General features: G+C 65.2%; 22 protein-coding genes. 4 read left to right on the top strand and 18 right to left on the bottom strand.

Going from position 1 to position 24,455, the window contains the following annotated elements; all coding sequences use genetic code 11:
* Positions 1 to 193: 193 nt before the first annotated feature.
* The 16 genes from JQ627_RS04210 to JQ627_RS04135 all read right to left on the bottom strand — a co-directional run bounded on the left by JQ627_RS04210 (position 194) and on the right by JQ627_RS04135 (position 15,304).
* Complete coding sequence (locus tag JQ627_RS04210) at positions 194 to 1,564, bottom strand: TIGR03808 family TAT-translocated repetitive protein (protein WP_212482872.1); 1,371 nt, start codon at positions 1,562 to 1,564, stop codon at positions 194 to 196.
* Positions 1,565 to 1,764: 200 nt separating this feature from the next.
* On the bottom strand, positions 1,765 to 2,421 hold the full coding sequence (locus JQ627_RS04205) for a pyroglutamyl-peptidase I (protein WP_212482871.1): 657 nt from the start codon (positions 2,419 to 2,421) through the stop codon (positions 1,765 to 1,767).
* A complete protein-coding gene (gene meaB / locus JQ627_RS04200) occupies positions 2,418 to 3,407 on the bottom strand; it encodes a methylmalonyl Co-A mutase-associated GTPase MeaB (protein ID WP_212482870.1) in 990 nt (329 codons plus the stop codon). Before meaB ends, JQ627_RS04205 begins: the two co-directional genes overlap by 4 nt.
* A 51-nt stretch (positions 3,408 to 3,458) precedes the next feature.
* On the bottom strand, positions 3,459 to 4,970 hold the full coding sequence (locus JQ627_RS04195; protein WP_212482869.1) for a tripartite tricarboxylate transporter permease: 1,512 nt from the start codon (positions 4,968 to 4,970) through the stop codon (positions 3,459 to 3,461).
* 4 nt (positions 4,971 to 4,974) lie between these two features.
* Positions 4,975 to 5,466 carry a tripartite tricarboxylate transporter TctB family protein gene (locus JQ627_RS04190; RefSeq protein ID WP_212482868.1) on the bottom strand — a complete coding sequence of 164 codons (492 nt, stop codon included), beginning with the start codon at positions 5,464 to 5,466 and terminating at the stop codon, positions 4,975 to 4,977.
* A 237-nt stretch (positions 5,467 to 5,703) separates the two neighbouring features.
* Entirely contained in the window at positions 5,704 to 6,696 is a 993-nt protein-coding gene (locus JQ627_RS04185) for a tripartite tricarboxylate transporter substrate binding protein (protein WP_212482867.1), read from the bottom strand.
* Positions 6,697 to 6,827: 131 nt separating this feature from the next.
* Entirely contained in the window at positions 6,828 to 7,601 is a 774-nt protein-coding gene (locus JQ627_RS04180) for an RsiV family protein (protein WP_212483165.1), read from the bottom strand.
* A 32-nt stretch (positions 7,602 to 7,633) separates the two neighbouring features.
* A complete protein-coding gene (locus tag JQ627_RS04175) occupies positions 7,634 to 7,930 on the bottom strand; it encodes a nucleotidyltransferase family protein (RefSeq protein WP_212482866.1) in 297 nt (98 codons plus the stop codon).
* A gap of 37 nt (positions 7,931 to 7,967) precedes the next feature.
* Positions 7,968 to 10,124: a methylmalonyl-CoA mutase gene (gene scpA, locus JQ627_RS04170; RefSeq protein WP_212483164.1), complete on the bottom strand. Its 2,157-nt coding sequence runs from the start codon at positions 10,122 to 10,124 to the stop codon at positions 7,968 to 7,970.
* A gap of 23 nt (positions 10,125 to 10,147) precedes the next feature.
* On the bottom strand, positions 10,148 to 10,612 hold the full coding sequence (locus JQ627_RS04165; protein ID WP_028153540.1) for a GFA family protein: 465 nt from the start codon (positions 10,610 to 10,612) through the stop codon (positions 10,148 to 10,150).
* A complete protein-coding gene (locus JQ627_RS04160; protein ID WP_212482865.1) occupies positions 10,609 to 12,480 on the bottom strand; it encodes a methylmalonyl-CoA mutase family protein in 1,872 nt (623 codons plus the stop codon). The genes JQ627_RS04165 and JQ627_RS04160 overlap by 4 nt, the downstream gene beginning before the upstream one ends.
* A gap of 81 nt (positions 12,481 to 12,561) precedes the next feature.
* Positions 12,562 to 13,053, bottom strand: a complete 492-nt coding sequence (folK, locus tag JQ627_RS04155; RefSeq protein WP_212482864.1) for a 2-amino-4-hydroxy-6-hydroxymethyldihydropteridine diphosphokinase — start codon at positions 13,051 to 13,053, stop codon at positions 12,562 to 12,564.
* Position 13,054: 1 nt separating this feature from the next.
* Entirely contained in the window at positions 13,055 to 13,423 is a 369-nt protein-coding gene (gene folB / locus JQ627_RS04150; protein ID WP_212482863.1) for a dihydroneopterin aldolase, read from the bottom strand.
* Positions 13,420 to 14,280, bottom strand: a complete 861-nt coding sequence (gene folP / locus JQ627_RS04145) for a dihydropteroate synthase (protein WP_212482862.1) — start codon at positions 14,278 to 14,280, stop codon at positions 13,420 to 13,422. Before folP ends, folB begins: the two co-directional genes overlap by 4 nt.
* A gap of 226 nt (positions 14,281 to 14,506) precedes the next feature.
* A complete protein-coding gene (locus JQ627_RS04140) occupies positions 14,507 to 14,914 on the bottom strand; it encodes a DUF4332 domain-containing protein (protein WP_212482861.1) in 408 nt (135 codons plus the stop codon).
* 24 nt (positions 14,915 to 14,938) lie between these two features.
* Positions 14,939 to 15,304 (bottom strand): DUF2267 domain-containing protein, encoded by a 366-nt coding sequence (locus JQ627_RS04135; RefSeq protein WP_212482860.1) that lies wholly within the window; start codon positions 15,302 to 15,304, stop codon positions 14,939 to 14,941.
* Positions 15,305 to 15,654: 350 nt separating this feature from the next.
* Here JQ627_RS04135 and JQ627_RS04130 point away from each other — a divergent pair, with 350 nt between their 5' ends.
* The 3 genes from JQ627_RS04130 (at position 15,655) to JQ627_RS04120 (ending at position 20,318) form a co-directional block, all read left to right on the top strand.
* Positions 15,655 to 17,280: a helicase HerA-like domain-containing protein gene (locus JQ627_RS04130; protein WP_212482859.1), complete on the top strand. Its 1,626-nt coding sequence runs from the start codon at positions 15,655 to 15,657 to the stop codon at positions 17,278 to 17,280.
* Positions 17,281 to 17,614: 334 nt separating this feature from the next.
* On the top strand, positions 17,615 to 18,898 hold the full coding sequence (locus JQ627_RS04125; RefSeq protein ID WP_212482858.1) for a glycosyltransferase family 87 protein: 1,284 nt from the start codon (positions 17,615 to 17,617) through the stop codon (positions 18,896 to 18,898).
* Between the two features lie 25 nt (positions 18,899 to 18,923).
* Positions 18,924 to 20,318 carry a M20/M25/M40 family metallo-hydrolase gene (locus JQ627_RS04120; protein WP_212482857.1) on the top strand — a complete coding sequence of 465 codons (1,395 nt, stop codon included), beginning with the start codon at positions 18,924 to 18,926 and terminating at the stop codon, positions 20,316 to 20,318.
* A 302-nt stretch (positions 20,319 to 20,620) separates the two neighbouring features.
* Here the strand turns inward: JQ627_RS04120 and JQ627_RS04115 are convergent, their stop codons facing one another.
* Together JQ627_RS04115 and JQ627_RS04110 are read right to left on the bottom strand one after the other, a co-directional pair.
* A complete protein-coding gene (locus JQ627_RS04115) occupies positions 20,621 to 21,400 on the bottom strand; it encodes a class II aldolase/adducin family protein (RefSeq protein ID WP_212482856.1) in 780 nt (259 codons plus the stop codon).
* Between the two features lie 137 nt (positions 21,401 to 21,537).
* Complete coding sequence (locus tag JQ627_RS04110) at positions 21,538 to 23,187, bottom strand: glycosyltransferase family 39 protein (protein ID WP_212482855.1); 1,650 nt, start codon at positions 23,185 to 23,187, stop codon at positions 21,538 to 21,540.
* Positions 23,188 to 23,499: 312 nt separating this feature from the next.
* Here JQ627_RS04110 and JQ627_RS04105 point away from each other — a divergent pair, with 312 nt between their 5' ends.
* A complete protein-coding gene (locus JQ627_RS04105) occupies positions 23,500 to 24,369 on the top strand; it encodes a DUF308 domain-containing protein (protein WP_212482854.1) in 870 nt (289 codons plus the stop codon).
* Positions 24,370 to 24,455 lie beyond the last annotated feature (86 nt).

The following is a 24,455-nucleotide window of genomic DNA, read 5'->3' as shown; positions in this document are numbered from 1 at the left end:
CATCATCCTTCGAGGCTTCCGGCACAGTGCTCCGCACTGCGCCGCTCGCACCTCAGGATGACGGCGGTGCTTGGGTTGTCAAGTTTCTATGAAACAACCTAAAGCTATCCCGTCATCCTGAGGTGCGAGTTCTGCGGTGCAGAGCACCGCATGGCGAGCCTCGAAGGATGAGCGGCCCCGTTGTCAGCCACACTTACCGCCGCACGGCGTTGCCACCGACCACCACCTGCGCAAACCGCTGCGCGCCGTCGGCCGACAGATCCGACGTCACCGCACGGGCGTGATCGAGCCCAACCACGGCGCCGCGCGGGGTTTCCGAGATCATGTTGTTGTTGACGAGTGCGGTGCCGGCGCCCGGCACCACGGAGACGCCGACGCCGGCAAGCGCCTTGCGGATTACGTTGCCCGTGATCGCGACGTCGCGCAGATATTTGCCCCAGCCAGCGACGATGCCGTAGGACGGCGCGTTTTCGATGACGTTGCCGGTGACCGATGAATCCGCCTCGATGTAGATGCCGACACCGGCATCGTCGTCGGGGGCGGTGCCGATCGGGCGCTTCGGGATCAGGTTGCGGATGATGTTGCCCTGGACCACCGCGATGCGGCCGCCTTCGTTGAAGTTGCAGACCGAGACGCCGACGGCGGCACCATCGACCGTGTTGTTGGCGATCACCGCGGCCTCGAACGCGAACTCGGAATAGAGCGCGACCTCGCGCACGTCGCTGACGCTGTTGCCTGATATGTGGATGTTCGAGGCCGAATTGCCGCGCACGGCCGAGTAATCGCAGTTCCTGATGCGGTTGCCGCGCACGATCACGTTGCCGGCGCGGAAGGCGTTGATGGCGTTGCCGTACTGGCCGGAGCCGCCGGGGCCCGCCTTGATGTTCTCGATCCGGTTATCGGCGACCAGCGTGCCGTCGTCGCCGATCGCGGTGCGCAGGATCTCGATGCCGTTGTCATTGGTGCCGATGATGGTGTTGCGAGAGACGCTGAGGCCCCTGGCGTCGAACGAGACGACCGCCGTCACTGCAATGCCGGTAAAGATGTTGCCGGAGATGTCGCCAGAGACCTGCTCCAGCCAGATGCCGCTGCCGCCGGATCCGGTGATCTCGCAATCGGTGATGCGGACGTCGCGTCCGCCGAGGACGTGGATCAGTCCGCGCCGCGTCGGCAGCGCAATGCCGCCGCCGTCGAAGCTGATGCCGGTGAGGCCGATGGCGTCGGAGCCGTCGCTCTGGATCGCCGAGGCTCCGCCGGTGAAGACGAGCTTCGTCGCGCCGCGCACGCCGATCAGTTGCGAACCGTTCGGCAACCGCAACAGTCCGGAACGATAAATGCCGGGCGGCAACGCCAGCGGCATCTGCACCCGCGCAGCCTCGTCGATCGCGCGCTGGAGCACGCGCGTCTGATCCTCGCTGCTGCCGGGCCGCACGCCATATTGCGTGGCATCGCGGCCGAGCAGCGACGTCAGCGGCGCCGCGCGCGCGGCGTCGGCCGGCATGGCGAGTGCGCCCGCGATTCCTGCGGTGGAAGCTCCGATGAGATGACGGCGATTGAGGTCCATGACGCGTCCTCCGACGGACGCGGGGGTCCGCGGGAGTTAGGTAGCGCAGGGCGGCTGGCAGCGTGAGGATTGTTCGCGGTAGGGTTAAATGTTTACGCAAAACGAGGTGCCGTAGGGTGGGCGAAGCGCAGGCGTGCCCACCATTGTCTCCACCAATGCAGATGCATGGTGGGCACGGCGCAGGCGCGCCTTTGCCCACCCTACGGGACCTGTGTGTTCCGCCGCTTCCTTGCCAAGCCCACCAGCTCCATCAGCATCGCTTCGCCCGCGTCCACCAACTCCTCCAGCGTGATCCGCGGCGCACCCTTGCGCCGCACCGCGCCGCTGCGGGCAAGCAGGGGAATGTGGATGAACGCCGCAAGCGGCGGCCCGCCGGCTCTTACATTCTCGATCGCGCGCCAGCTCAGATAGTTGCAGAGATAGGCACCGGCATCGCGCGAGGATCGCGCATCGATGCCGGTGAGGCGCGCGGCGCGCAGCAGCCTTGCCGTGTGCGGCCCGAACGTCATCGCGTCCGCATTGGCGGCGATGCCGCGCTTGCTCGAACGGGTGTTGGCGGCATCGGGCCAGAGCATGGTGACGGCATTGCGCGCGCGGGTCTCGATGCGCAGGTAAGGCGTGCGCGCGGCGAGGCCGAACATCAGCAGCGCATCCGGCTTCTCCTTCGCGAGCACATCAGGCAATTGCCGGTCGACCGCGGCATAGGTGACCGGGAAGATGTGGCTCGCGATCGCGACATCGTCGAGCGCTGGCCGGCGCAGTTGCGCGAGCCGCGCCACCAGCGGCTGGGTCGGGTTATGGGGCGCGCCGGGAAACGGTCCGAAGCCGGTGAGGAGAATACGAAGCTTTTCGCTCATTGCAGCAACCCCAGGATCTGCTCGGCGGCGAGTGCCGGCGTGAGATGGCCTTCCGCCACTTCAGCCTCGATCTTCCGGACTTTCGTGCGAACCGATGCCTCGCTGCGCAGCCGCGCCAGCATGCGCTGCTCCAGCATCGACCACATCCACTTCACCTGCTGGTCGCGGCGCCGCGCGGCGAAATCGCCGGATGCGTTCATCGCCTTGCGGTGATCCAAGACCTTCTGCCAGAGCTTTGCGATGCCGTCGCCGGTCAGCGCCGAATAGGTCTCGACCGGCGGATGCCAATGCTCGGACCGGGGGCTGAGGATATGCAGCGCGCCGCGATAGTCGGCGGCGGTGATCTTGGCGCGCTTGAGATTGTCACCGTCGGCCTTGTTGATCGCGATCATGTCGGCGAGCTCGACCAGGCCCTTCTTGATGCCCTGGAGCTCGTCGCCGCCGCCCGGCAGCATCAGTGCGAGGAAGAAATCGGTCATGTCGCAGACGGCGGTCTCGGACTGGCCGATGCCGACGGTCTCGACCAGCACGACGTCGAAGCCGGCAGCCTCACACAACAGCATGGCCTCGCGCGTCTTGGCGGCGACGCCGCCGAGCGTGCCTGACGATGGCGAGGGGCGGATGAAGGCGTCGTCGGAGCCCGACAGCCGCGCCATCCGCGTCTTGTCGCCGAGGATCGAGCCGCCGCTGCGCGCCGAGGACGGATCGACCGCGAGCACTGCAACCTTGTTGCCCTGTTCGATCAGATAGCTGCCGAGCACGTCGATGGTCGTGGACTTGCCGACGCCAGGCGAGCCGGTGATGCCGACGCGAATCGCCTTGCCGGTGTCGGGCAGCAGCATCTGCACCAGCTCGCGTGCCAGCGCCTGATGGTCGCCGCGCCGGCTCTCCACCAGCGTAATGGCTCGCGCCAGCGCCGCACGGCTACCGGCGCGAAGCTCCTTGGCGAGGGTCTTGATGTCGAGCGGGGCCTTCTTCTCAGTCATGCCCTGCTTTACAACGCCCCGGCAGGGCAGGCGAGGGCCGCCCGCCCGATATCACCGGGTCGTTGCTGCCGCCGCCTGCACCGGTTTCACCTTGCGCCAGACCCACACCATCACCGGCCAGAGCAGGGCGCCGATTGCCATGGCGGCGAGGATGGCGGCGACCGGGCGCTCGAAGAACGGCAGGATGCTGCCGTCGGACTTGATCAGCGAGGTGACGAAGGCCTGCTCGACCATGGTGCCCATGACGATGCCGAGCACCATCGCGGCCACCGGATAGCCGTTGGCCTCCATCACGTAGCCGATCACGCCGAAGGCGGCGACGGTGACGACGCCGAACATGTTGTTGCCTATCGCGAACGAACCGACCGCGCAGCACAGCATGATGATCGGCATGACGGTTGAGCGCGGCGCCAGCAGGATGTAGGCGGCGACCCGAATCATGGCGATGCCGAGCGGGATCATCAGGATATTCGCGATGATGAACATCAGGTAGATCGCATACATGCTCGACGCCTTCTCGGTGAACAGCGTCGGGCCGGGATTGAGGCCCTTCATGTAGAGCACGCCGATCGCGATCGCGGCGATGGTGTCACCGGGGATGCCGAACAGCAGCGAGGGCACCCAGCCCGAGGCGATGCTGGCGTTGTTGCTGGCGCCGGCCTCGACCAGGCCCTCGACGTGGCCAGTGCCGAATTTCTCCGGCTCCTTGGAGAAGCGTTTCGACATCGCATAGGAGACCCAGGCGGCCATGTCGGCGCCGGCGCCGGGCAGCACGCCGATGATGATGCCGATGATGTTTCCACGCGTCATCTGCCAGTGATACTTCTTCGTCAGTTTCCACTGGCCGGCCATGATGCTTCCGAATTTTCGCCGCGGCAGCGGCGGCGGCTCGGGCGTCAGCATCGCGCGCATCACCTGTGCCACCGCGAACACGCCGACCAGCGCCGGGATCGGCTCGATGCCGCCGAACAGATCGGTGATCCCGAAGGTGAAGCGCGGCACGCCGCCGGGATTTTCGATGCCGATGCACGAGACCAGCAGGCCGAGGAACATGCCCGCGATCGCCTTCACCGGCGAGGAGCGCGCAACCAAAGTGGCGCACATCAGGCCGAGCAGCGCCAGCCAGAAATATTCGAAGGTCGAGAACGACAGCGCGATCTCGGCGAGCGGCGGCGCCAGGATCATCAGCGACAGCACGCCGGCGATGCCGCCGACGGCGGAGAACCACACGCCGGCCCCGAGCGCGAGCTCGGCCTGGCCCTTGCGCGTCATGGCGTAGGCTTCGTCGGCATAGGCTGCCGAGGCGGGGGTGCCGGGAATGCGCAGCAGCGCGCCGGGGATGTCGCCCGAGAAGATCGCCATTGAGGAGGCCGCGACAATGGTCGCGATCGCTGCGATCGGCGACAGGTAGAAGGTGACGGGGACGAGCAGGGCGGTCGCCATCGTCGCCGACAGGCCCGGCAGCGAGCCGATGACGAGCCCGTAAACGGAGGCTGCGAACATCGCGATGATGACCTCCCAGGTGGAGATCAGGGCGAACGCGTCGATCAGGGTTTTCAGCATGGGATCACCAGGGCGTCGGCAGCAGACCGGCGGGCAGCGGCACGCGCAGCAGCTTGCCGAAGATGAGGTGGATGGCGAAGGGCGACAGCGCCGCCAGCGGCAGCGCAAGCTTCCACTTCGCCCCGAGCGCGGTCGCGGTGATGTAGACCATGATCGCCGCGGTGATGATGAAGCCGAGCCGGTCGGCGGCAGCGACGTAGAACAGCAGAAGCGCCGGCGGCAGCAGGGCGCGCAGGCCGTAGAGCTTGCTCTGCGGCGGCGGCGCAGCCACCTGGCCGTCCTCGAGCGGGACCAGCTCTTCCTCCTCCTCGAATGAATGGCCGATGCCGAACACGATCGCGAGCCCACACAGCGCGAGCCCGATGCCGATCACGAGCGGGAATACGTTGGGGCCGACCGGTTGCCCCGGCACGGGCGGCAAGATCCAGCCGCCATAGGCGGCCGCAGCGCCGAGCACGACGAGAAACGATCCCGTGACGGAGTCGGGAAGACGCATGGGCGAAGTCCTGTCAGAATTCCGGGAAGTGCGCTCCCTCGCCCCGCTTGCGGGGAGAGGGTTGAGGTGAGGGAGGCTCGCCGCGAGGGAGGTGAGAGTTGGTTCCGCGGAGACCCTTCCTCACCCGGATCGCATCTGCGATGCGATCCGGCCTCTCCCCGCAGGCGGGGAGAGGCGAGGAAGTCCGCGATCCAATCACTCCAACCACGTTTATCTCACGCGAGAGCAGCAGCGGAATTAAGCCTTCGACAAACCCGCCGCCTTCATCGCGGTGCCCATCTGGGCGTCGCCCTTGTCCATGAAGCTTGCGAACTCGCCGCCGTCGCCCCACACCGTGCCGAAGCCGCGATTGCTCATGAAGTCCTTGAACTCGGCGGAGTCGTAGACCTTCTTCAGCGCCGCGGTGAGTTTCGTTGCGATCTCCGGCGGCAGGTTCTTCGGTGCGCCGATGCCGCGCCAGGCGCCGGTTGCGTAGTCGATACCCATCGCCTCCTTCAGCGTCGGCACGTCCTTGAAGATCGGGTTGCGCGCCGGCGCCATGATGGCAAGGCTCTTCGCCTTGCCCGCCTCGATGATGGCGCGCGCCTCCGGCACCGAGCAGGTGGTGAGGTCGAGGCCGCCGGCGGCGAGGTCCTGCATCGCGGGCGCCGCGCCGTTCGACGGCACCCAGGCGACCTGGTTGGCGGGCAGGCCCATCGCCTGCATCCAGCCGACCAGCGCCAGATGCCAGATGCCGCCCTGGCCGGTGCCCGACGCCTTGAACTTGCCGGGAGGCGCCGCCTTGATCGCTTCGGCGAGCTCTTTCACGGTCTTGTAGGGTGAGGACGAGGAGACCTGGATGCCGGGCGGGTCCTCGTTCATCAGCGCCAGCGGCGTGTAGCTCTTCGGCGTCAGCTCGGTGAGGCCCTGCCAGTGCATCATCGAGATTTCGACGGTGAGCATGCCGATCGTGTAGCCGTCCGGCTGCGCGGTCGCGATCGCGCTATGGCCGACCACGCCTGAACCGCCGGTGCGGTTGACGACGTTGAAGGGCTGGCCGAGATCCTTTTCCAGCAAGGCTGCGACAATGCGCGCAGTCGCGTCGGTGCCGCCACCGGCGCCCCAGGGCACGATCACGGTGACCGGGCGCGCCGGATAGGCCTGTGCGCGTGCGGGTGTGAGACCGAATGCTGCGGATGCGGCAATCGCGGCGGAAGAGGCCGCAAAAGTGCGGCGCGAAATCTTGGACATCAATGCCTCCCAGCGGCGCCCGTGACATCGGGCGCTCTTGTCAATGAAGGCATTCTAGTCGGCTTTGCGGCGCCGCTGCAAGGTAGCGCTACCACAGCGCTGTGAGCAACGTGTCGCTGCTCAAAACATCATCACTGCGGCTCGTCCGCATCGCCCTTCGGCCGCGCGCCACCGAAGATGCGTATGCCTTCCGCCGTGAAATAGGTCTTCAGCGTTTCCCACGGCACGAAGGCGACATATTCGCCCTCGGCGTAAGGGCCGACCGCGTAAGGCGGATAGTGGAAGGTGAGCCCGGAACTCTTGCCCGCGTCGGTTGAAGGCGCGAGCGTCACAGCGCCGATCTTGAGCAGGCTCGGAGCGAGCTCCTTGAACCACTCGTCGGTCGCGGTCTCGCTGGTGCCGCGCTTCTTCTTCTCGGCTCTCAGTGAGGCGACCACGGCCTTCACCATCGCCTTCATGGTCGCCCCGTTGTCGGCGGTCTCGGTGAAGAACGGGCGGATCGAGATGCGCTTGCCGTCCATCTTGTCCCACAGGATCGTATTCACGTCCGAATTGGGATGGGCGCCATGGGTGTCCATGTAGTCGTTGCGCAGGACGCTGACATAACGCTCTGCCACCACTGAGCGGATCGCATATTTGCGCTCGAAGTCCCAACCGCCGTCCTTGAAGAATTGCGGATCCTCCTTGCGCGAGGCGGCGGCTTCGGCTGCGTTCTTGTCGAGCCACTTCCTGCCTTCGGCCAGGCAATCCGCCGCGAGCATTGCATCCGCCTTGATCCCGTCGTCGAGGAAGACGCGCGCCTCGATGCTCTTGGTCTTGAGCACGGCGTCGGGCTTGGTGTCCGCCGCGAAGGTGGAGATCACGCACGTTGCGCCAAGCGCCACGGCGACGCTCAAACCAATCATGAACTTCAAGGGGAGTGCTCCTTACGTGAGCGTCAGAATATTTCGAGGATGTCGTCTGCGATCTGCTGCGCAGAGTGGGGGGAGGCGGAGCGCCGGACGGTCGCCTGCGCCTGCAAGCCGGTCGCATCCTCGATGATCCGCTCGACGTCGATCAGGTTGAGCAGCGAGAAAGAGGCCTCCGGTTCGACCTCGACCAGGACATCGATGTCGCTGTCCGGGCGATAATCGTCGCCAGCCCGGGAGCCGAGGATGGCGAGCTTCGAGACGCCCTTGGCTTTGATGGCATCAGCGTTCTTGCGTATCGCAGCGATGATCTCATCACGTGTCATGGACGCAACCCGGCCGGTTATCCGGCCAGCGTAGCATCTACTCCGCCGCCTCGCTATGCCCGAGCCGCGCATTCAGCTTGCGGATCAGCTCCTCGGCTGCATCGGCGATCACCGTGCCGGGCGGGAAGATGGCTTCTGCACCGGCCGCATAGAGCGCGTCATAATCCTGCGGCGGCACCACGCCGCCGACGATGATCATGATGTCGTCGCGGCCCTGCTTCTTCAGCGCGGCCTTGAGTTCAGGCACTGCGGTGAGGTGGGCCGCGGCGAGCGAGGAGACGCCGAGGATGTGGACGTCGTTCTCGACCGCCTGCCGCGCGGCCTCGTCCGCGGTCGCGAACAGCGGCCCGATATCGACGTCGAAGCCAATGTCGGCGAAGGCCGAGGCAATCACCTTCTGGCCGCGGTCGTGGCCGTCCTGGCCGATCTTGGCGACCAGGATGCGCGGCCGGCGGCCTTCCGCCTCCTCGAAGGCGTCGATCAGCGCCTGAACCTTCTCGACCTGGTTACCCATGCTGGACGCCTCCCGCTTGTAGACGCCGGTGATGGACTTGATCTCGGCGCGGTGCCGGCCGAACACCTTCTCCATCGCGTCCGAAATTTCGCCGACGGTGGCTTTTGCCCGTGCCGCGTCGATCGCGAGCGCGAGCAGATTGCCGTTGCCTTCGCCTGCCGAGCGCGTCAGCGCGGCGAGCGCGGCATCGACGTCCTTCTGGCTGCGCTCGGACTTGAGCCGCGTCAGCTTGTCGATCTGCAAGCGCCGGACATTGGTGTTGTCGACCTTGAGGATGTCGATGGCAGCCTCATCCGTCGGCTTGTACTTGTTGACGCCGATCACCGCCTGCTTGCCGGCATCGATGCGGGCCTGGGTCTTGGCCGAGGCCTCCTCGATGCGCAACTTCGGTACGCCGGCCTCGATGGCCTTCGCCATGCCGCCGAGCTCCTCGACCTCCTGGATGTGGCTCCAGGCTTTCGCCGCAAGGTCGCGCGTGAGCCGCTCGACGTAATAGGAGCCGCCCCAGGGATCGATGATGCGGGTGGTGCCGCTCTCTTGCTGGAGGAAAAGCTGCGTGTTGCGGGCGATGCGGGCGGAGAAGTCCGTCGGAAGCGCCAGCGCTTCGTCGAGCGCATTTGTGTGCAGCGACTGGGTGTGCCCTTGCGTCGCCGCCATCGCCTCCACCGTCGTGCGCATGACGTTGTTGAACACGTCCTGGGCGGTCAGCGACCAGCCCGAGGTCTGGCTATGCGTGCGCAGCGACAGCGAGCGCGGGTCTTTCGGGTTGAACGGCTTCAGCAGCTTCGCCCAGAGCAAGCGCGCCGCGCGCAGCTTGGCGACTTCCATGAAGAAGTTCATGCCGATCGCCCAGAAGAACGACAGGCGCGGCGCGAAGCGGTCGACGTCGAGACCTGCGGCAAGTCCGGCGCGCAGATATTCGACGCCGTCGGCGAGCGTATAGGCAAGCTCGAGGTCCTGCGTCGCGCCGGCCTCCTGCATGTGATAGCCGGAGATCGAGATCGAATTGTATTTCGGCATCTTCGTGGAGGTGTAGGCGAAGATGTCCGAGATGATCCGCATCGAGGGCGCGGGCGGATAGATGTAGGTGTTGCGCACCATGAACTCTTTCAGAATGTCGTTCTGAATCGTCCCTGAGAGCTTCTCCGGCGCCACGCCCTGTTCGCCCGCAGCCGCAACATAGAGCGCGAGGATCGGCAGCACCGCGCCGTTCATGGTCATGGACACGCTCATCTGGTCGAGCGGAATGCCCGCAAACAGCGTGCGCATGTCGTAGATGGAATCGATGGCAACACCGGCCATGCCGACGTCGCCGCCGACGCGCGGATGATCGCTGTCATAGCCGCGATGGGTGGCGAGATCGAAGGCGACCGAGAGGCCCTTCTGGCCGGCCGCGAGGTTGCGGCGGTAGAACGCGTTGGAATCCTCCGCCGTGGAGAAGCCGGCATATTGCCTGACGGTCCAGGGCTGGTTGACATACATGGTCGGGTAGGGGCCGCGCAGATAGGGCGCGATGCCGGGATAGGTCTCGAGGAAGTCGAGCCCGGCGAGGTCAGCCTCGCCATAGGCGGGCTTCACCAGGATGCCCTCGGGCGTCAGCCATGGCTCGGCGCTGCCTGAAGGCGCGGCGGTGGCGGCGCGCTCGAAAGCGATGTCTGCAAAGTTCGGAATGCGGCTCATGGCTTCAACCATATCATAGGCGCTCAATCATGGTCCGGATGCTGATGGCTGACGATGGTCGCCATCTTCTCCGGCCCGTAATTCTGTTGCGTGGTCTGGCTCGGCAGGTTGGAGATTCCGACCACCCAGCCGAGGCGGGACTCGGTTCCGTATTGCCGGGTCGGCACCAACTGGTCGGGCCGGTCGAAGGCGCCGGTCATGATCTCGATCCGGTCGCCGTCGATGCGGCCAAAGCTCAGCGGCGTGCCGCAGGCGGCGCAATAGCCGCGATCGGCGATCGAGGAGGAGCGGAAGAACGACGGCTGCCCCTTGCTCCAGGCGAAGTCCGTCCGGTTGATGTCGGCGAAGGAGGCGAACGGCGCGCCGCTCGCCTTCTGGCACATCCGGCAGTGGCAGATCGAAACCCGGTTCGGCGTGGCCGTCACCGCAAAGCGCACTGCGCCGCATTGGCAGCCGCCGGTGAAGACTGGTTTGCCCGCTTCGCTCATGCCTGCTCCATCCGTCGGTAAGCGTCTTGCAGTGTCGCAAGCGCATCGCCTCCGGCGAAGACAAAACCCGTGACGCCGGCCGCACGCAGCGCCGCCTCGGCATCAGTCGGACGGCCTGCCAGATAGATATGTCGCGCACCGGCCGTTTGCAGGGCCTTGGCGGCAGCTTCGGCGTGTTCCGCATAAACCTTGTCGCTGGAACAAAGGCAGGCAAGCTCGGCGCCGGAGGCCTTGAATGCGGCGGCCAATTTGGCCGGATCGGCAAAGCCCTCGCTGTCGACGGCCTGGATGCCGCCGGCCTCGAACAAGCTCTTGGCAAAGGTCGCCCGCGCCGTGAAATCGGCGGGCGTGCCGAGATTGGCCAGAAACACCTTCGGCCGCGCACCGCGGGCCTTCAGCGCCGCATCGGATTTGTCGCGCAGTGCCTCAAACGGTTCCGCAAGCCGGATCGGCGGCAGCGCATCGAACTTGTATTTTGGCTCGCCGTACGGTGCCAGTGCGACCGGCGTTGCTTTCAGCACCGCCGTTTCGCTCTCATGCAGGTTCGGAAACTCGCTGGCGCCCGTCAGCACGTCGCGGCGTTTTGCGATGTTGGCATCGCGCGCCTTTCGCGCAGCCGCGACCTTGCCCTGGAACAGGCCCTGCTGAAGCGCGGCAAAGGCGCCGCCGGCTTTCTCGCTGTCCTGGAACAGCGCCCAGGCCGCCTCGCAAAGCTGCGCGGTCAGTGTCTCGACGCCGCCTGCGCCGGCGGCGGGATCGCTGACCTTGGCGAGGTTGCTTTCTTCCAGCAGCAGGGCTTGCGTGTTGCGCGCCACGCGCCGCGCGAACGCATCGGGCAGCCCGAGCGCCAGTGTGTGCGGCAGCACGGTGATCGCATTGGCGCCGGCGAGTCCGGCCGCGAATGTCGCGATGGTCGCGCGCAACATGTTCACGTAGGGATCGCGTTGCGTCAGCATGCGCCACGCCGTATCGGCCGCAATGAACAGCGGCTTCGGCGTCAGCCCGCACGCGGTTTCGATGCGTGCCCACAGCAGTCGCAGCGCGCGGAATTTTGCCATGGTCAAGAATTGGTCGGCATCCGCGGCGAGCCGCGCATAGACCATGCCCTGCGCCTGCTCGAGCGGAACGCCCGCGCCTTCGATCGCGCGCAGATAGGCGACACCGCAGGCGAGCACGAACGCAAGCTCCTGCACTTCGGAGCCGCCGGCATCGTGGATCACGCGCCCGTCGGCCGAAGCAAACGGTCCCTTGAAGCCGAGCGCGGCGAGACCCTTGATCGCGCCAGTGACGGCCGGAACGATCTCGTCCCATGTATAGGGGCTGTGACCCCACACCGCACCGGCCGCGAGCGGATCGAGCCCGAAGCGGATGTTGCAGGCGGCGGGATCGCGACCCCGGCTCTTGACATATTCCGCGACGTGGATCGCCGCCATCCGCGATTGCGGACCGATCTGGAGCTCGATGCCGATGCCGGCATCGAGATGAATGTCCTTGAAGACCTTTGCGACCGCATCCGCCGAAGGTTCCAGCCCGAACCCGTGAGCGCCACTGCCGCCGGCGAACACCACCGCGAGACCCGTCGCGCCGTTTTCGAGATCGGTCAGCGCCTGCGCGTTCGCGAGCGCCGCATCGGGATCGTCGATCCGCTGCATGATCTGCCACGGCGCGGCCGCAGGCCGTCCCACCACGGGCGCGACGCCCCTGGCGCGCGGATAGAGCGGATCAATCTTGAGGCCGTCATAGGTCTTGCCGACCAGCTTCTCGAACGGCGCGCCCTTCAGCACGCCGTCGACCAGCTTGCGCCAGTCTTCGACGGTCGCCTTGGGAAAATCGGCCGCCAGCGGCAGGTCGTCAGTCACGGAGGTCATACGGCGAAGGGCTCCCAAACGGCTTGTTATTCGCAGGCGAAATTGCCACGGCGGGCCGCCCCTGCAAACGGTTGTTTTTGGTTAACCGGTATCCGGAAGCCGCTCAATGCCTTGCGTCGAGACGCTGGCAAGCCCGTCACGCACACGAATGCCTGATATCACGCGGTCGGGCGCGATCTCCGCCAGCGGCACCAGCACGAAAGCGCGCTCGAACAAACGCGGATGCGGCAGGGTCAGGTCGGGTTTCTCGAAGCTGACGTCGTCATAGGCGATCATGTCGAGATCGAGCGTGCGCGGCCCCCAGCGCCGATCCTTCTCCCGCGTGCGGCCGAATTTCTGCTCGACCTTCTGCATCACGAACAGCAGCGCGTGCGGATCGAGGTCGGTCTCGATTTCGACGCAGGCATTGATGAACGGATCCTGATCCTCGTCGCCCCAGGGCGGCGTCGTATAGTCGGACGAGCGCGCGATCATTGCGGCTTGCGCCATGCCGCAGATATGGGCGATCGCCTTGCGGAATGTCGCGCGGACATCGCCGACATTGCCGCCGAGTGCGATCAGCACGCTCGCCATGTCAGGGGTGCCGCGAACGCGTCAGCATGATGCCGACATCGTCGAAGATCGCCGCGATCGGCGCATGCGGCTTGTGCACGGTGATCTTCACCGCGCGAATGCGCGGGAAGTGCGACAGGATGGCATCGGCCACCGCGCCGGCCGCGCGCTCCAAAAGCTTGTAGTTGGTGTTCTTGAATGCCGCCGTCGTGGTCGCCACGACCTCGGCGTAGGACACGGTGTCGGAGAGGCGGTCGCTGCGCGAGGGCTCCGACAGGTCGGTGTAGAGTTCGAGATCGATGACGAAACGCTGGCCGACTTCGGTCTCGTGATCCATCACGCCGTGGCGGGCGTGGATCGACAGGCCGGTGACGAAGATCGTATCGGTCATTGCTTGCTCTCGATTGCGTTCGCGACCCGCAGGGCCTGCAAGGTCTCGGCGACGTCATGGGTCCGGATGATTTTCGCGCCGCGCTGCGCGGCGATCAGGTGCGCGGCGATCGAGCCGGCGAGACGCTCCTTCGGCTCCGACGGCGACACCGAGGCGATGAAGCGCTTGCGCGAGGCTCCGACCAGGACCGGCAGGCCGAACATGTCGAGCTCGCGCAGCCGCGCCAGCGCGATCATGCTCTGCTCGGCCGTCTTGCCGAAGCCGATTCCGGGATCGAGGATGATCTTGTCGCGCGCGATGCCGGCTTTCGCTGCTATGTCCAGCGAGCGCAGGAAGAACGCCTTCATGTCCGCGACGATGTCGATGACGGAATCGACGCTGTCGCGGTTGTGCATGACGATGACGGGGACGCCTTTCGCGGCGACCAGTGGCGCCATGTCGGCATCGCGTTGCAGGCCCCAGACGTCGTTGGCGATCGCAGCGCCCTGGTCGAGTGCAAAGGCCACTACCTCTGCCTTCATGCTGTCGATCGACACGGGAACGCCCAGCGCCACGACTTTGGCCAGCACGGGCCTCAACCGGCCAAGCTCGCCTTCCGCCGTGACCGGCCGGGCGCCCGTGTAGGGCCGGGTGGACTCGGCGCCGATGTCGATGATGTCGACCCCGGCCTCGATCATCGCCCGCGCCCGCGGAAGCGCCAGCTCGGGCGCGATGAATTCTCCTCCGTCGGAGAAGGAATCCGGGGTGACGTTGAGCACGCCCATCACTGCCGGAATCGGCCGTTCCAGCAGCGTCCGCAGCACGTCAGGCCCGGCCGAGCCGGCCGGCGGGACGGATGGGGAGGGCGAGGCATTCATGCGCGTGGCTTTGCGCGGTCGGGGAGGGGGAGTCAAGGCGGGATTGGAGGCGTTCGATCCGCTCCGAGGCCCCGTGAGGGAGCAATGCTCTTGCCCACTCTCCGTCATTGCGAGCGCAGCGAAGCAATCCAGAGTCTCTCCGCGGTGGGATTCTGGATTGCTTCGCTGCGCTCGCAATGACGACTTGGGAGTAGCGGTGCCCTATCGGCCCAGCCTTATCTCCGGATCAATACGTAATCTTCGGCGACAGCTTCTTCGCCTTGGCGATGATGTCGCCGACCGATTTTTCAGAGGGCAGGACGCGGACGAGCTTCTTCTTCTCGTTGGCTTCCCGCATGCTCTGGGCGAGTCTTGCTGGATTCCGATAGGCGAGCTCGCGCACGGTGGTGACGCCGGCGGCACGGACAAGGCCGACCTTGGCCCGGCCCATCCCGGGAATGCGCATGTAGTCGGAGACGTTGGCCCATTCCAGCAACTGCTGCTCGCTGATGCCGGTCTTGGCGGCCAGCGCCTTGCGGCCCTTCACGGTCGAGGCAGCCTCGAGCAGCGCATCGGTCGTGCGGATTCCGTGCGCCTTCAACTTGTTGGCGGCAAAGGCTGGCAGGCCCTCAATCTCGGAGATCGGATATGTCATGATGCTCGATATAAAAAACGTCGCTCAGGCGAACTGGCTGAGGCCCGGCGTCCCCGCAATAATCTTGCCCATCTGATCAGCTCCGATTTTGTCTCGGCCATAGCGGAAAAGTTCACGGGCAACGTTCTGAATCTCGGACATGCCAAGCCCCAGGCCCATCAGGCGCGTGCCGACGGCCATCAGGCCGCCGCCCATCAGCCGCGACAGTCCGCCGCCGCTCCTGGATGCCTCGATTGCCGCTTCCGCACCGGGAATTTGATCGATCAGGGCTTCGACATTCTCGGAAGGACCTTCGCTGCGGAGGAAGCCCAGGATGATGCCGACGGTCTTTTCAGCCACAGCACCATCTATGCTGGCGTTTGTCGCCAGCCGCCCGATCAGCTCGTCCATAATGCCCGCCCCTCAGCCGGTTTGCACGCCGGAGTATTTCTTTCGAAAATGATCTTGATCCGGTGCGATGTGAAATACAAGCGATGAACGCACGCAACGTTCCGATTCACTCTCGAAGGCGCGAAAAGTGTTGCCGCGATGCAAGAGCGGAGCTGGATTCCGCGAAAAATTGCCGCGGTGCGAATGCGTCGCTCCTACTTTCGGCTGATGTTCGGCGGTATGTTTCCGACAATGTCGCATGCTCAGGGCGCGTTGAACGGTTTTAATCGGCACGCGACATGCGTTAAACTGCGGAACAGGTGCCTTTGAGTTTCAATACGCGAAACTCGGCAGAGAGATCAGAGAGAATAATGACCGCACAGGACAGCAAGCTCGGCGATACCGACGACAAGATCTTCGTCGGCAAGGGAGACGAGCAGGCATGGCTGACGCTGGCGCTCGCCAATCGCCATGGTCTCGTCACCGGCGCAACCGGAACCGGCAAGACCGTGACACTGCAGGTGATGGCGGAAGGATTTGCGCGCGCCGGTGTTCCGGTCTTCGCGTCCGACATCAAGGGCGACCTCTCCGGCATCTCCGAGGTCGGCGAAGCAAAGGATTTCATCGTCAAGCGCGCCACCGAGATGGGGCTGAATTTCCAGCCCGACCAGTTTTCGACGGTGTTTTGGGACGTGTTCGGCGAACAGGGCCATCCGGTGCGCGCGACCGTCACGGAGATGGGCCCGCTTCTGCTCGCGCGCATGCTCGACCTGAACGACGTGCAGGAAGGCGTGCTCAACGTCGCCTTCCGCGTCGCCGACGATGCCGGCCTGACGCTCATCGACATGAAGGATCTGCGCGCGCTCCTCGACGCCATCGTGCCGGATGGCGGCAAGAAGGCAGCGGATGCGGAGCAAAGCCCGCTCGCCGACGTCAAGAAGGCGGCGCAGGGTTTTGGCAACGTCACCAAGGCCACTGTCGGCACCATCCAGCGCCAGCTTCTGGTGCTGGAGAACCAGGGCGGCACCAAATTCTTCGGCGAGCCGGCGCTGACGCTGAAGGACTTCATGAAGACTGACCGCGACGGCCGCGGCATGGTCAACATCCTTGTCGCCGACAAGCTGCTCCAGAGTCCACGGCTTTACGCGACATTCCTGCTGTGGATGCTGTCAGAACTGTTCGAGGAGCTGCCCGAGGCGGGCGATCTGCCGAAGCCGAAGCTGGTGTTCTTCTTCGACGAGGCGCATCTGTTGTTCAATGATGCGCCGAAGGCGTTGATGGACAAGATCGAGCAGGTGGTGCGTTTGATCCGATCCAAGGGCGTCGGCGTCTATTTCGTGACGCAGAACCCCATCGACGTGCCGGATCGCGTGCTCGGGCAGCTCGGCAACCGGGTGCAGCACGCGCTGCGCGCCTTCACTCCGCGCGACCAGAAGGCGGTCGCCGCCGCGGCCCAGACTTTTAGGCCCAACCCGAAGCTCGACACCGCCAAGGTGATCATGGAGCTCGGCAAGGGCGAGGCGCTGGTGTCCTTCCTCGAAGGCAACGGCACGCCGACGATGGTCGAGCGTGTCATGATCCGACCGCCGTCGGCCCGCATCGGACCGATCACGCCGGAAGAGCGCAAGGTGATCATGGATGCGAGCCCTGTGAAGGGCAAATACGATACCGCCGTCGATGAAGAGTCCGCCTACGAGATGATCCAGAAGCGCATTGCCGGCACGGCTGCGACGGCCGATGCTGGCGCGGCCGGCGGAGGTGGCGGCGGCATCCTCGGCCAGATCGGCTCGATCGTCGGCACCATCTTCGGCACCAACGTCAAGCGCGGCCGCCTGTCCGCGGGCCAGATCATCGCGCGCGACGTGACGCGATCGGTCACCAATCAGGTGATCGGCGGGATGGCCGCCAATGTCGGCAAATCGGTCGGTGGCCAGCTCGGCGGCTCGATCGGCCGCACTTTGGTCCGCGGCGCTCTCGGCGGGCTGCTGCGTCGATAGGCAGAGAAGCCGGGTTTGAGGCCTAAAGCCTCCACAGCGTCATGGCCGGGCTTGTCCCGGCCATCCACTTGCTTGCAGCTCCAAGAACGTGGATGCCCGGGCCTTCGCCTCGCCGAAGCGGCTTCGGCCGCGCGGGCGGGAAAAGCCCGGGCATGACGAGATCTCGCGAATATTTGGATGCGATTACCCCGCACGCCGGGCGAGGCCGAACACCATAATTTCAGGCGAAGGGGGTTCTCCAAGCGTCCGTCGGTCTGCTACGTGCTATTTGTTGCCGACGGGACATAATGTGACATCACCGAATCTATCAGACAAACTCGGCCCGCACAGAGCCTTGTCGCTGCGCGCGCCGCTCGATCTGCTCTTCCTGTTCTGCTGCGTCCTCCTGACCGCCGACGTGCTCGTTCCCGAGATCTTCGGCCACGGCAAGACCAAGGATTATGGGCTGTGGTACTGGGCCGGGCAGCAGGTGCTGCACGGTGGATCGCTCTATCCCGACAAGATCGGCGAGTATTTCGAGTTCATCTATCCGCCGCTGCCCGCGATCTTGCTCGCGATCCCGAGTTGGTTCGGCAAGATCGCGCTCTATGTCGTGCTGTCGATCCTGAACATGGCGGCATGGTGGTACACGGGCGTATTCTCCAATGCCATGACGGGATCGGGCCGCAGGCCCGGCCCATGGCTCGAAGCGCTGCCGGCCATGGTCACCCTGACCTTCGTGTTCGACATGTTCGACCTCGGCCAGCCGAACCTCGTGTTGCTGGCGATGATGCTGTGGGGCTTCTGGTTGTTGCAGCGTCAACGGTCCTGGCTCGCGGGCTTCCTGTTCGCGCTCGCTTCCGCCATCAAGGTGTTTCCGATCGCGGTGCTGCCTTATCTGATCTGGCGCAGGAAGTGGGCGGCCGTCGTCGCGACGGTCGCTTTCGCCGGCATCCTCCTCTATGTCGTGCCTGCACCGATCCGCGGCTTCGAGCGCAACGCGGCCGAGCTCAAGACTTGGTACCAGGGCATGGTCGGCACGAGCTCGGAAAAGGGCTTTGGCCAGCGCGACGAGCAGAACTGGTCGTGGGTCAACCAGTCCCTCATTGCTGTCACGCACCGCCTGGTCCGGCCGATCAACTACAACCAGGAAGACCCCAACAAGCCGCCGCGCACGATGAATGTCATCGACGTCGACTACAAGACGGCGAACTTGATCGTGCTGGCGCTGTCGGCGTTGCTCGGGCTCGGCTTCCTCGCGGTCATGCCGCCGCAAGCGCGCCGAACGGCGCGCTCGGATGCGGAGGAGCTCGGCATCCTGTTCTGCCTGATGACGGTGGCATCGCCGCTGGCGCGGCAATACTACTTCATGTGGCTGTTCTTCCCGATGACGGTGCTGATGCATCGCGCCGCCTTTGACGAGCGGGCGAATGTGCGCCTGGGAACCTGGCTTGCCCTGGGCGCTGCCGGCATCCTGATGTTGCTGTCGCTGCCCTGGTTTCCCAATGTCCTCCAGGCCTGGGGCAATAACCTCATTGCTACGGCTGTTCTTGCCGGTGCGCTGGCGTGGCACATCCGCCATCCGCCGGTTGCGGCTGGCTCTGAGCCTGCGGCAGCGCTAAAACCGCAGACATCTTGAGACTCAAAAGTCAGGGAATCCGACCATGGCCAATGCGCAGCTTCAATCCGTGCTCGACCACATCGACAAGGATTTCGACAACAGCCTGGAGCGTCTGTTCTCGCTGTTGCGGATCAAGTCGATCTCCGCGGATCCGGCCTTCGCCGGGGATTGCAAGGCGGCGGCCGAGCATCTCGCCAAGGACATTGCGAGCCTTGGTGTCGCGACCGAAGTGAGGCCAACCGCCGGCCATCCCGCAATCGTCGGCAAGACCGGAGCGGGCGGACGGCCGCATGTGATCTTCTACGGCCACTACGACGTGCAGCCGGTCGATCCGCTCGATCTCTGGCGTCGTCCGCCGTTCGAGCCCGTCGTCACCGACCATGCCGACGGCCGCAAGATCATCGTCGCGCGCGGCGCCGAGGACGACAAGGGCCAGGTGATGACCTTCGTCGAGGCCTGTCGCGCCTGGAAGAAGGTGACGGGCTCGCTGCCGATCGACATCACCTTCCTGATCGAAGGCGAGGAGGAGGTCGGCTCGAAGAACTTTGTCCCCTTCATCGAAGCCAACAAGGACGAGTTCAAAGCGGACTACGTGCTGGTCTGCGACACCGGCATGTGGGACCGCAACACGCCCGCGATCACGACGTCGCTGCGCGGTCTGCTGTATGAAGAGCTGAAGATCACCGCCGCCAATCGCGACTTGCATTCCGGTGTGTTCGGCGGCAGCGCGATGAACCCGATCCGGGTGCTGACGAAAATTCTGGGCAGCCTGTTCGACGACGACAACCGCATCACCATCCCCGGCTTCTATGACGGCGTGAAGGACCTGCCGCCTGATATCCTGGAGCAGTGGAAGAAGCTCAACCTGACGCCGGAGATGTTCCTCAAGCCGATTGGCTTGTCGATCCCCGCCGGCGAGAAGGGCCGGCTGCTGATCGAGCAGGCCTCTTCGCGTCCGACCTGCGACGTCAACGGCATCTGGGGCGGCTATATCGGCGAAGGCTCCAAGACGGTGATCCCGTCGCACGCTTCAGCCAAGGTCTCGTTCCGTCTGGTCGAAGGGCAGGATCCCCAGAAGATCCGCAAGGCTTTTCGCGATTATGTGACGGCGCGGCTGCCGGGCGATTGCAAGGTTGAGTTCGGCGACCATTCGGCCGCGCCCGCGGTCGCGCTCGACTGGAACATGAAGCCGCTCGCCGCCGCCAGCAAGGCGCTGACCGAGGAGTGGGGCAAGGAGACCGTGCTGATGGGCTCGGGCGCCTCGATCCCGATCGTCGCCGACTTCAAGCGCACGCTCGGTCTGGACTCGCTGCTCGTCGGTTTTGGTCTCGATGACGACAACATCCACTCGCCGAACGAGAAGTACGACCTCCGCAGCTTCCAGAAGGGCATCCGCTCCTGGGCCCGCATCCTCGCGGCGCTCGCGGATGTGAAGTAAGGCGAGGTGCCGTAGGGTGGGCAAAGGCGCAAAGGGCCGTGCCCACCATCGTTCAGTGATTACGAGGGAAGAAGACGTGGGCACGCTCCGCTTTGCCCACCCTACGAGACCTGTTCCCGTCATTGCGAGCGAAGCGAAGCAATCCAGAAATCCCTCCGCGGAGGCTGTCTGAATTGCTTCGTCGCTTCGCCCCTCGCAATGACGAACGGACCAAATAAAAACGCCGCCCGGAATTGGGCGGCGTTTCATTCCAGAACGTGCAGAGGTAGTTGGGAGCTACCCTACACGAAATCCCGAAAATCTCAAGACCGATAGCCCGGAAGCTCGCGGTCGAGCTTGCGCAGCAGCGGCGGCCAGACCAGGTTGTTGGCGCGCAGCTCGGCGCGGTCGCGGTTGGCGAGCAGTTCGGTGTTCTTGTCGATCGCGACGTCGTCGACCGGATAGACCGGCGTGCCCAGCGCGCGCGTGCGCACCTGCATCGAGCAGGCGCGCTCGAGATGGTACATGCGCTCGAATGCGGAGGCCACCGAGCGTCCGACGGTCAGCGTGCCGTGGTTACGCAGCAGCATGTGGTTGTGGTCGCCGAGGTCCTTCTGGAGCCGCGGCCGCTCGTCGTGATCGAGTGCGATGCCCTCATAGTCGTGATAGGCGAGGTCGTGGGTGACGAGCTGGGCGGTCTGGTTGAGCGGCAAGAGTCCTTCTGCGCTGCTCGACACCGCGGTGCCGTCGAGCGTGTGGAGATGCAGCACGCAGATCGCGTCCTCGCGTATCTCGTGGATCGCCGAATGGATGGTGAAGCCGGCCGGGTTGATGCTGTACTCGCTCTCGGAGAGCTGGTTGCCGTGCAGGTCGACCTTGACGAGGCTCGATGCCGTGATCTCGTCGAACATCAATCCGTAGGGGTTGATGAGGAAGTGATGGTCGGGGCCGGGCACGCGCGCTGAAATGTGGGTGTCGACCAGATCGTCCCAGCCGTACAGCGAGACGAGGCGGTAGCAGGCGGCGAGATTGACCCGTTGCTGCCACTCCGCCTCCGTCATGTTCGACGGTACTTCCTTCAGGCGCGCTTCCGCTGGCGACATGGCTTGTCTCTCCGAACATCGTTGTTGCGGGGAAGGAGCGTAGTCGCGGGTGAAGCTGGCGGCAAGGCGGTCAAATCGCAGCAGCCACGCGTAGCCCGCATGGAGCGAAGCGAAATGAAAGGTCCCGGAGAAGAATATTACGGCGCCGGGATCGACAGCAGGCTGGAAATGCTGCGGCCGCGGATGTCGTAGACGCGGGCGAACACCACGTCGTCGCGCTTGATCTCGACCAACACGGGCGCGGTGAGGCCCTTGCAGTAGAACTCGCCGAGCGTCATCGCGAAATCGGCCGCGTTGGAATCCCAGCCGATGGTGAAGTCGGGCCCGAGCGCCACCTGGGCCGGGCGCTGCGGACCGCACACCGCGACCTTCCATTTGCGGTTGCCCGGCGCCACTTCCTGCCGCTCGACGATCTGCTCGCGCAGTTCGTCCGAGGCCTGCTTCAGCGCAAGGCCCCAATAGTCCAGCATGAAGCGGTCGTCGGCGCCGCGCACGGTGCCGGCGATGTGGTTGAAATGCGTGTACTGATAGGGATGCAGCCGGATCATCTCGGCCAGCGAGAGCGCGAGGCCGAAGCAGAAGGTCGCGAGCACGACCGGCTGCCAGGTGCGGTGGTTGGTGCGCAGGCGCTCCATGGCCCAGGCAAAGGCGACACCGCCGAGCACCGCCATCGGCGGGATCACGAAGACGAAGTGGCGGATGCCGTTGTACAGCGCCGGCCGCTTCACCATCGCGATCGCGAGCGGCAGGGTCGCCGCCAGCGTCAGCATCAAGAGGATGGTCTTGCGGCGGGCCGGAACCTCGCGGCGCGGCAGCATGGCGAAGGTGCTGACCACGGCGCCGCCCATCAGCACCAGCATCACCTCGGGAAGCTGCAGCGCGAACAGCGTCGGCAGATAGGACCAGGGCATGTCGGGCACGGACACGATCGCGCCGTCGAACATCTCCTTCCAGGGCTTCTCGAAGAAGTGCGAGAAATAGGTCAGGGCCTCGAAGGGATTGCCGGGCTCCATGATCGACCAGGGCCAGATCAGGCCCATCACGAGATAGCCGAACACGAGGCCGGGCAGCAGCACGTAGACGACATGGGCGAAGCGGCGGGCTGCTTCGCGGGCGCCTTCGGTGCGCAGCTCCTCCAGGAACAGCGGCATGAAGCCGATCATGGCGTAGACCAGCGCGAGGCCGCCGAGGACGCGGCAGCCGAGCGAGAGGCCGGCACCCAGGCCGACGATCAGGATCGTGCGCGGCGACGGCTGCGGATATTCCTCGGCGAGGCGGACGAGGCCGAGCATCAGGATGATCATGGCCACCGCGAAGGGCGCATCCTTCGGGTTCATGAACATGTGGCCGTAGAAGATCGGGCAGAGCGCGAGCAGCAGGAGTGCGGCAAGACCGGCAAGGGGCCCGCCGATGCGGCGGCCGAGCCGCCACGTCACCGCAAGCCCGATCACGCCGACGACGGCGCCGAGCAGACGTCGCGTCTCGAACAGCTCGAGCGGAATGACCTTGTGCAGGAGAGCCGCGACCATGTCGAAGCCGCCGCCATACATGTAGAGATTCGCGAAGGAGAGCGCCGCGGTGTCCCTGAAGCCGGAACCGAACATGCGCAGCAGCAGGTCGGCATATTCAGCGTGCGTGTAATCGTCCCAGCCGAGCCCGTAATCGCGGAAGGTCAAGCCTGCAGTGACGGCGACCGCAGCCAGCACCAGCATGGCGAGATCGTCGCAAGTCCGTTCAACCGAGCGCCGCAGAGGCGTGTCGATCGCCGAAGTCGTGATGGATGTCATGGCTATTGGTGACCCGGAATCCCCTCTTGGCCCTGCTGGTGCCCGCGGGCCACTTCCCCGGAATCCCTATAGCGCAGTTCCATTACCAAGTAATTGGGCATTATGGCTAAAATCCTGATGCGACGCAGCAAATCCGGAACCTTGAGAGCAGCTTAGAAGTAGCGGGCGGTAGCTGAAGGGAATGTGAATAAGTCCCTGATATCCTTCCCTTTAGGAACGCAGGCTCTAATTCGCCGTTGGCGTGGAACACCGTATGACGGTATCGTGCCGTAACGGGTGTCGCGCATGGCTGCGCGACCAGGGGTGAGTTCGATGAGCTTGGCATTGTTGATTGTGGGGATTTTCGCCGTCCTGGCGGGCCTCCTTACGATCCTGTTCGGCTTCACCGTCAGGGAGTTCAGCCTCGGCAGCACCCTCATAATCGCCGGCACCATTGGCGTCTGCTCCGGAATGTTACTGGCCGGCCTCCACGTCGTGGTCGTGGAACTGAAGGGCATCGCCCGCCGGCTGGCCGGATCGGCTGCGCAGGGCGAGGTCCGGGTCAGGCCCGTGCTTCCGGGGCTCGCGGTGCCTGGCGCGCCTGTATCCGAGCCGTTCCCGGCACCGGCGACGAAAACCGAGCCACCGCCGCCACCGGCCGCGGGTCCGCCGCCATGGCAGAGCGAGGCCGCCGCGCGCGAACGTCCGCGCGTCGAGCCGCCGCCGGAACCGGACGCCCCAACGTCGCCTGCGGCTCCGGAAGCGCCGCGCCGTCGCAACCTGTTGTTCGCGTCGACCTCCCGCAAGGAGCGCGAGCGCGCGGAGGCGAAGGCGACCGAGGGCTTGCCGCCGCAGCCTCATGAAGAGCCTGCGGAGCCTGCCGCCCCGGATAGTCCGCCTGCGAGCTTCGACGATGCCTGGCCAAAGCCGGACCGTATGCGGCCGCCGGAACCGCCGGCCGCCGTGCGTCGCCCGCCGCCGCGCTCGCCGTCGAGCTTTGCTGAGCCCGGCCCGCCGCCGCCTGCAGCCGAACCGGAGCCGGCGGCCGAGCACGCGCCCGTGACCGTGCTCAAATCGGGTATCGTCGACGGCATGGCCTATTCGCTCTATTCCGACGGCTCGATCGAAGCGCAGATGCCGGAAGGCATGATGCGCTTCGCCTCGATCGACGAGCTGCGCGCCCATCTCGACCAGCGGTCCTGAGACTGAATCATCGAAGTAGAGCACTATCGTTCTTGTTGCTTCGCCAGTAATCAGCTCATATTCGTCAGTTGTCTTTTTTCGGTCGA

Source organism: Bradyrhizobium liaoningense, assembly GCF_018130785.1.
Classification (GTDB): domain Bacteria; phylum Pseudomonadota; class Alphaproteobacteria; order Rhizobiales; family Xanthobacteraceae; genus Bradyrhizobium; species Bradyrhizobium liaoningense_A.
This window is presented reverse-complemented; position numbering and strand designations above follow the sequence as displayed.

Bases quoted from the DNA above. Each gene is read 5' to 3' on its own strand.
- JQ627_RS04210 (WP_212482872.1), bottom strand. From the start codon at position 1,564: ATGGACCTCAATCGCCGTCATCTCATCGGAGCTTCCACCGCAGGAATC.
- JQ627_RS04205 (WP_212482871.1), bottom strand. From the start codon at position 2,421: ATGAGCGAAAAGCTTCGTATTCTCCTCACCGGCTTCGGACCGTTTCCC.
- meaB (WP_212482870.1), bottom strand. From the start codon at position 3,407: ATGACTGAGAAGAAGGCCCCGCTCGACATCAAGACCCTCGCCAAGGAG.
- JQ627_RS04195 (WP_212482869.1), bottom strand. From the start codon at position 4,970: ATGCTGAAAACCCTGATCGACGCGTTCGCCCTGATCTCCACCTGGGAG.
- JQ627_RS04190 (WP_212482868.1), bottom strand. From the start codon at position 5,466: ATGCGTCTTCCCGACTCCGTCACGGGATCGTTTCTCGTCGTGCTCGGC.
- JQ627_RS04185 (WP_212482867.1), bottom strand. From the start codon at position 6,696: ATGTCCAAGATTTCGCGCCGCACTTTTGCGGCCTCTTCCGCCGCGATT.
- JQ627_RS04180 (WP_212483165.1), bottom strand. From the start codon at position 7,601: ATGATTGGTTTGAGCGTCGCCGTGGCGCTTGGCGCAACGTGCGTGATC.
- JQ627_RS04175 (WP_212482866.1), bottom strand. From the start codon at position 7,930: ATGACACGTGATGAGATCATCGCTGCGATACGCAAGAACGCTGATGCC.
- scpA (WP_212483164.1), bottom strand. From the start codon at position 10,124: ATGAGCCGCATTCCGAACTTTGCAGACATCGCTTTCGAGCGCGCCGCC.
- JQ627_RS04165 (WP_028153540.1), bottom strand. From the start codon at position 10,612: ATGAGCGAAGCGGGCAAACCAGTCTTCACCGGCGGCTGCCAATGCGGC.
- JQ627_RS04160 (WP_212482865.1), bottom strand. From the start codon at position 12,480: ATGACCTCCGTGACTGACGACCTGCCGCTGGCGGCCGATTTTCCCAAG.
- folK (WP_212482864.1), bottom strand. From the start codon at position 13,053: ATGGCGAGCGTGCTGATCGCACTCGGCGGCAATGTCGGCGATGTCCGC.
- folB (WP_212482863.1), bottom strand. From the start codon at position 13,423: ATGACCGATACGATCTTCGTCACCGGCCTGTCGATCCACGCCCGCCAC.
- folP (WP_212482862.1), bottom strand. From the start codon at position 14,280: ATGAATGCCTCGCCCTCCCCATCCGTCCCGCCGGCCGGCTCGGCCGGG.
- JQ627_RS04140 (WP_212482861.1), bottom strand. From the start codon at position 14,914: ATGACATATCCGATCTCCGAGATTGAGGGCCTGCCAGCCTTTGCCGCC.
- JQ627_RS04135 (WP_212482860.1), bottom strand. From the start codon at position 15,304: ATGGACGAGCTGATCGGGCGGCTGGCGACAAACGCCAGCATAGATGGT.
- JQ627_RS04130 (WP_212482859.1), top strand. From the start codon at position 15,655: ATGACCGCACAGGACAGCAAGCTCGGCGATACCGACGACAAGATCTTC.
- JQ627_RS04120 (WP_212482857.1), top strand. From the start codon at position 18,924: ATGGCCAATGCGCAGCTTCAATCCGTGCTCGACCACATCGACAAGGAT.
- JQ627_RS04115 (WP_212482856.1), bottom strand. From the start codon at position 21,400: ATGTCGCCAGCGGAAGCGCGCCTGAAGGAAGTACCGTCGAACATGACG.
- JQ627_RS04110 (WP_212482855.1), bottom strand. From the start codon at position 23,187: ATGACATCCATCACGACTTCGGCGATCGACACGCCTCTGCGGCGCTCG.
- JQ627_RS04105 (WP_212482854.1), top strand. From the start codon at position 23,500: ATGAGCTTGGCATTGTTGATTGTGGGGATTTTCGCCGTCCTGGCGGGC.